The sequence below is a fragment of the Sphingomonas sp. genome (assembly GCF_042096255.1).
Taxonomy (GTDB): Bacteria; Pseudomonadota; Alphaproteobacteria; order Sphingomonadales; family Sphingomonadaceae; genus Sphingomonas.
Window position 1 is genome coordinate 1 of sequence record NZ_JBELLZ010000150.1, and the last position, 5,086, is coordinate 5,086.

General features: G+C 65.8%; 5 protein-coding genes. 4 read left to right on the plus strand and 1 reads right to left on the minus strand.

Annotation, left to right across the window (positions count from 1 at the left end):
* Nucleotides 1-1,276 (plus strand): cytochrome c oxidase subunit 1 (locus ACFDTH_RS17265; protein ID WP_375288797.1); only part of this gene is annotated, 1,276 nt, incomplete at its 5' end.
* Between the two features lie 200 nt (nucleotides 1,277-1,476).
* Here the strand turns inward: ACFDTH_RS17265 and ACFDTH_RS17270 are convergent.
* The gene (locus ACFDTH_RS17270; protein WP_375288798.1) at nucleotides 1,477-2,160 is read right to left on the minus strand and encodes a DUF2490 domain-containing protein; all 684 of its coding nucleotides are present in this window, start codon (nucleotides 2,158-2,160) and stop codon (nucleotides 1,477-1,479) included.
* A gap of 78 nt (nucleotides 2,161-2,238) precedes the next feature.
* Here ACFDTH_RS17270 and ACFDTH_RS17275 point away from each other — a divergent pair, with 78 nt between their 5' ends.
* The 3 genes from ACFDTH_RS17275 to ACFDTH_RS17285 all read left to right on the plus strand — a co-directional run.
* On the plus strand, nucleotides 2,239-3,207 hold the full coding sequence (locus ACFDTH_RS17275; RefSeq protein WP_375288799.1) for an alpha/beta fold hydrolase: 969 nt from the start codon (nucleotides 2,239-2,241) through the stop codon (nucleotides 3,205-3,207).
* A gap of 147 nt (nucleotides 3,208-3,354) precedes the next feature.
* Nucleotides 3,355-4,656 (plus strand): teichoic acid transporter, encoded by a 1,302-nt coding sequence (locus tag ACFDTH_RS17280; RefSeq protein WP_375288800.1) that lies wholly within the window; start codon nucleotides 3,355-3,357, stop codon nucleotides 4,654-4,656.
* Nucleotides 4,649-5,086, plus strand: a 438-nt coding sequence (locus ACFDTH_RS17285) for a hypothetical protein (protein WP_375288801.1), incomplete at its 3' end; no start/stop codon positions are given. The genes ACFDTH_RS17280 and ACFDTH_RS17285, both read left to right, overlap by 8 nt.

Consider the following 5,086-nt stretch of genomic DNA (forward strand, 5'->3'; position numbering starts at 1 on the left):
GGCCTTCCCGCGCATGAACAACATCAGCTTCTGGCTGCTGGTGCCGTCGTTCCTGCTGCTGCTCGCCTCGCCGTTCTTCGGCGGCGCCGGTACGGGCTGGACGGTCTATGCGCCGCTGTCCACTTATGGGGAACCCGGGCCATCGGTCGACATGGCGATCCTGTCGCTGCACCTTTCGGGTGCGTCGTCGATCCTGGGCGCGATCAATTTCATCACCACCATTTTCAACATGCGCGCGCCGGGCATGACGCTGCACAAGATGCCGCTGTTCGCCTGGTCGGTGCTGGTCACCGCGTTCCTGCTGCTGCTGGCGCTGCCGGTGCTCGCCGCGGCGATCACGATGCTGCTGACCGATCGTAACTTCGGCACGACCTTCTTCGATCCGGCCGGCGGCGGCGATCCGGTGCTGTACCAGCATCTGTTCTGGTTCTTCGGTCACCCCGAAGTGTACATCATGATCCTGCCGGGCTTCGGCATCATCAGCCACATCATCGCGACGTTCAGCCGCAAGCCGGTGTTCGGCTATCTCGGCATGGCCTATGCGATGGTCGCGATCGGCGTGGTCGGCTTCGTGGTGTGGGCGCACCACATGTTCACCACCGGCCTGTCGGTGAACACGAAGATGTACTTCACCGCCGCGACGATGGTGATCGCGGTGCCGACCGGCATCAAGATCTTCTCCTGGATCGCGACGATGTGGGGCGGCTCGCTCACCTTCAAGACGCCGATGACCTGGGCGATCGGTTTCATCTTCATGTTCACGGTAGGCGGTGTGACCGGCGTCGTGCTCGCCAATGGCGGCATCGACGATTACATGCAGGACACCTATTACGTGGTGGCGCACTTCCACTATGTGCTGTCGCTGGGTGCGGTGTTCTCGCTGTTCGCGGGCTTCTACTACTGGTTCCCGAAAATGTCGGGGAAGATGTACAGCGAGCTGCTCGGCCAGCTGCACTTCTGGGTGTTCTTCGCGGGCGTGAACGTGCTGTTCTTCCCGATGCACTTCCTGGGCCTGCAGGGCATGCCGCGTCGCTACCCCGATTATCCGGACGCCTATGCGCATTGGAACGGCGTGGCGACGCTCGGCTATGAGATCATGGTGGCTGGCATGGCGATCTTCTTCGTCAACGTCATCTGGTCGCTGATCGCCGGCAAGAAGGCGCCCGACAATCCCTGGGGTGAAGGCGCGACCACGCTGGAATGGACGCTCTCATCGCCGCCGCCCTATCACCAGTTCGAAACGCTGCCGGTGATCGAGGACGACAAGCACCATTGATCACCTGAACAGGTGGAACCGAAAACGCCCCGCGAGGAAACTCGCGGGGCGTTTCTTTTGTGAGTGTAACGACAGGTCCGCTGCTTCCTTGGGCCAGGTCGCATGAGGGGCCAAGCGTCACAGCGGCGGCGGTGATACCGTCACGTCATGCGCGCTTGCCGCGCACGTCCCTCCGCGCGAACAACGAACGGCGGCAATCGCTACAGGCGAACGAACAGGGTCAGCGCGGCGACATGCGTCGTGTTGACCCGCCGCCCAGGCGCGTCGCGAGTCTGATTGAGATAGCCCGCCTCCAGCGTCGACGTGCCGGCAAGCGGAATCTCCAGCCCGACAAAGGTGCGCAGCTGATCGAAGCCTTCGATGCCGCCCCATTGCGCGCTCTTCAGGCCCACGAAGCCTTCCAGGGAGGCCAATGCCGCCACCCGCTTGGGGCCCGGCGCGAGCGGATATTCGAATCGCATCATCTGGCGCGCGCGGAGCGACATGCCGTCGCCGTCCGACCGCCAGCGCTCCTCGAGCCGGGTACGGGACTGGACCTCCAGCTTGCCGATCCTGCCGACGTTCCACGTCACCTGCTGGAACAACCGATCTTCCTGCAGGTCGGCACCGTTCTCGACAGGGTCGATCACACGCGCATATCCTTGATAGACGGTAACGTCCTTGGAAAGCTCGTAGCCGAGCGCGGGACGCAGCAGCAGCTGGGTCATCCGCGACACCCCCTCGTTTATACGCGGCTGCACCTCTGCGAAGAAAACCACCGGCCCCTCCACGCGCCCCATCACGGTGCCATTGAACCAGACGCCTTCGTCATGCACCGTCTGTGCGACGGCAGGGGCGGCAGCGATGATAGCGGGAAGCGCGAGCAGGAGGCGAAGGGATGTCATCGGCCGGCTCTAGGCGGCCGGCGGTCGAGCCGTCATGCGCTGCACGACGACAGCAACAAAATGTCAGGAGAGGTTAGGATGTCCGACTTTCGCATGATCGATACCGGGGGCGCTCGGATCCGCACGGCGGTGGAAGGGAGCGGGCCGCTCGTCCTCATGGTCCATGGCTTTCCCGAAAGCTGGTATTCGTGGCGCCACCAACTGGGTCGGGTGGCCGATGCCGGCTTCACCGCCGCTGCGATCGATGTGCGCGGCTATGGTGGCTCCAGCAAGCCCGATCGGGTTCAAGACTATGCAATGGAGCATCTCGTCGCCGACATCGCGGCGGTCGCCAGGACGCTGCAGCCCGACGGGCCGGCGATCTTGCTGGGCCATGACTGGGGCGCACCGCAGGTATGGAACGCGGCCTTGACGCTCCCGGACCGCTTTCGCGCGGTGGCCGCTTTGTCGGTCCCCTATGCCGGCGTTCCGCAGCGGCCGTTCACGGAGGTTTTTCGCCAGGCGTTCACGAACAAGGGCCGGTTTTTCTACCAGGAATGGTTTCAGGACGTCGGCCCGCCCGAAGCCGAGGCGGAGCGCGACGTGCGCGATTTCCTGCGGAAATTCTACTATGCCATCTCGGGGGACGCGCCCGAGGGAACATGGCCGAACAAGCCTGCCGGTGCGACCCTGCTGGACAAGATGATCGATCCGGATCCGTTCCCAGACTGGCTCACCGCCGCTGACCTCGATTATTATGTGGCGGAGTTCGAATCGTCGGGCTTCTTCGGCCCGATCAGCCGCTATCGTAACCATGAGCGCGACTTCGAATGGCTGCAGCCGTATCGTGATCGCCGGATCGAGCAGCCCGCGCTGTTCATCGGCGGCACCAAGGACCCCGCGACGACCTTATTCGGCGCGGTGACCGATCCGATCGCCCTGATGCGGCCGCATGTGCCCAACGTGGAGGGACATCTGCTGGAAGGCTGCGGCCATTGGACCCAGCAGGAGCGGACGGACGACGTGAACCGGCTGCTGCTGGCATGGCTGGCGGGCGTCTCAGGCTGATCCTTGCCTAGGGCGACGGCGCTGCGAGCCGGCAGTGCCGCGCCCGATCACTCGGGACTTGCCCATCGCCCGCGAAGACCGCAGGTTGCGGCCGGGGAAGCATCGGGGGGCACAACGCAGGATGCAGGCTGAAGACCGTCGCAGCGCATGATCCGCGCGCTGGATCGGGCGACCGCCGTTCGTCTCGGCCGTACGCTATCGGCCAACGCCTACGGGCAGGTGGTGACGATCGCGGTTCAGCTGGCGCTGGTGCCGCTGCTGCTCCATGCCTGGGGAACGCAGGTCTACGGCGCATGGCTTCTGCTGTCCGCCATCCCCTTCTATCTCACGTTCAGCGATTTCGGCTTCACCTTCGTTGCCAAGAACGCGATGGTCATGGCGGTCGCTGGCGGCCGGCGCGATGCCGCGCGCGCGATCTTCCAGAGCATCTTCGCCTTGTTGTGCGTCGCCGCCCCCGTGCTGATGGTGTCTAGCCTGGGCGCGACGTTCCTGCCCGCAGCCGTCCGCCTGCTCCCGGCAACGACGGTGGGATTGCCGGCCGCGCGCGTCACCCTTTTGCTCCTCATCGCCAACGTCCTGCTGTATCAGTTCTTTCTGCTCATCTGTGCCGGCATCCGCTCCGAAAACCGTCCGGCAAGCGAGGCCGTGTGGGCGGCATCGGCACGGCTGGCGGAAGGCGCGGCGGTCGCCCTGGCGGCGTTGGGCGGCGGCGGGATCATGGCGGCCGCGGGCGCCATGCTGTTCGCGCGGGTCCTGTTCCTGCTCGGCGGCTACGATTGGCTCCGGCGCCGGTCGGCGTGGCTGCGGCTGGGCCTAACACATGCGCGCCGGGCGACCCTTGTGCCGTTATGCGGCCCGGCGCTGGCCTATATGATGATGCCGCTGGCGCAGGCGCTGCTGCTGCAGGGAACGCTGCTGGTCGTCGGCGCAACGCTCGGCACGGCAGCCACGGTGGTGTTCGCCACGTCGCGCACCGTTGCGCGGCTCGGCACCGCAGGGATCAACATGATCAACAACAGCGTGGTCAGTGAATATGCCGCGCTGGAGGGCGCCGGAAACCGCTCGGCGAGCATGCACCTGTTCCGGGCGCAGGCGCGCACCACGGTGGTGCTGACCACAGGCTATGCGTTGGCGGTGCTTTCGATCGCACCCCTCGGCCTGCCGCTGCTGACTCATGGCACGGTGACGGTGGTGCAGCCATTCTTTGCCCTTCTCGTCGTGGCCGTGGTCGCCGAGATGCTGTGGTCGGCGCTGTTCACCCCCATGGCCGCGGTGAACCGCCACCGCGGGATCGTGCAGCTGTTCGTCCTGCTGGCGGCCGGCGCCGTCGCTGCCGCTTATCTCGCCGCCGTTCCGCTGGGGCTGAGCGGGATAGCAGGGGCGGTGGGCGCTGCTCATGCGGCGATGGTGGGCGTTTGCCTGGTTGCGTGGCGCCGCGATCGTGGCTGACCGACCCGCGCGCCACGTCGTGTTCATCGGGCTCTCCGCGGCAGGCCATGGCGGGATCCAGGGTTTCAACCGGCGTGTCATCGACGCGCTGTGCGCACTCGGCGTTCCGTCGCGCACGCTGATGCTTTCCGATCATGCCGGCGGCGATCGGCGACGGTTCGCCATGCAGGTTCTGGGGGCAGCGCGATCGGCCGACGTGCTGCTGATCGGGCACATCAATCTGCTGCCATTCGCCTTGCTGCATCGGCTGCTGCGGCCAGGCGGGCGGGTGATCCTGTTCGCCCACGGAATCGAAGTGTGGGGGGACGCAGGCTTTCGCGCGGTGCGACGTTGGGAGCCCGTGCTGCTGCGCACCGCGATCGATACCGTGGCGGTCGTCAGCGACTATTCCCGCGCGCGCATGGCACAGGCGTTCGGTCTGCCGCCGCCC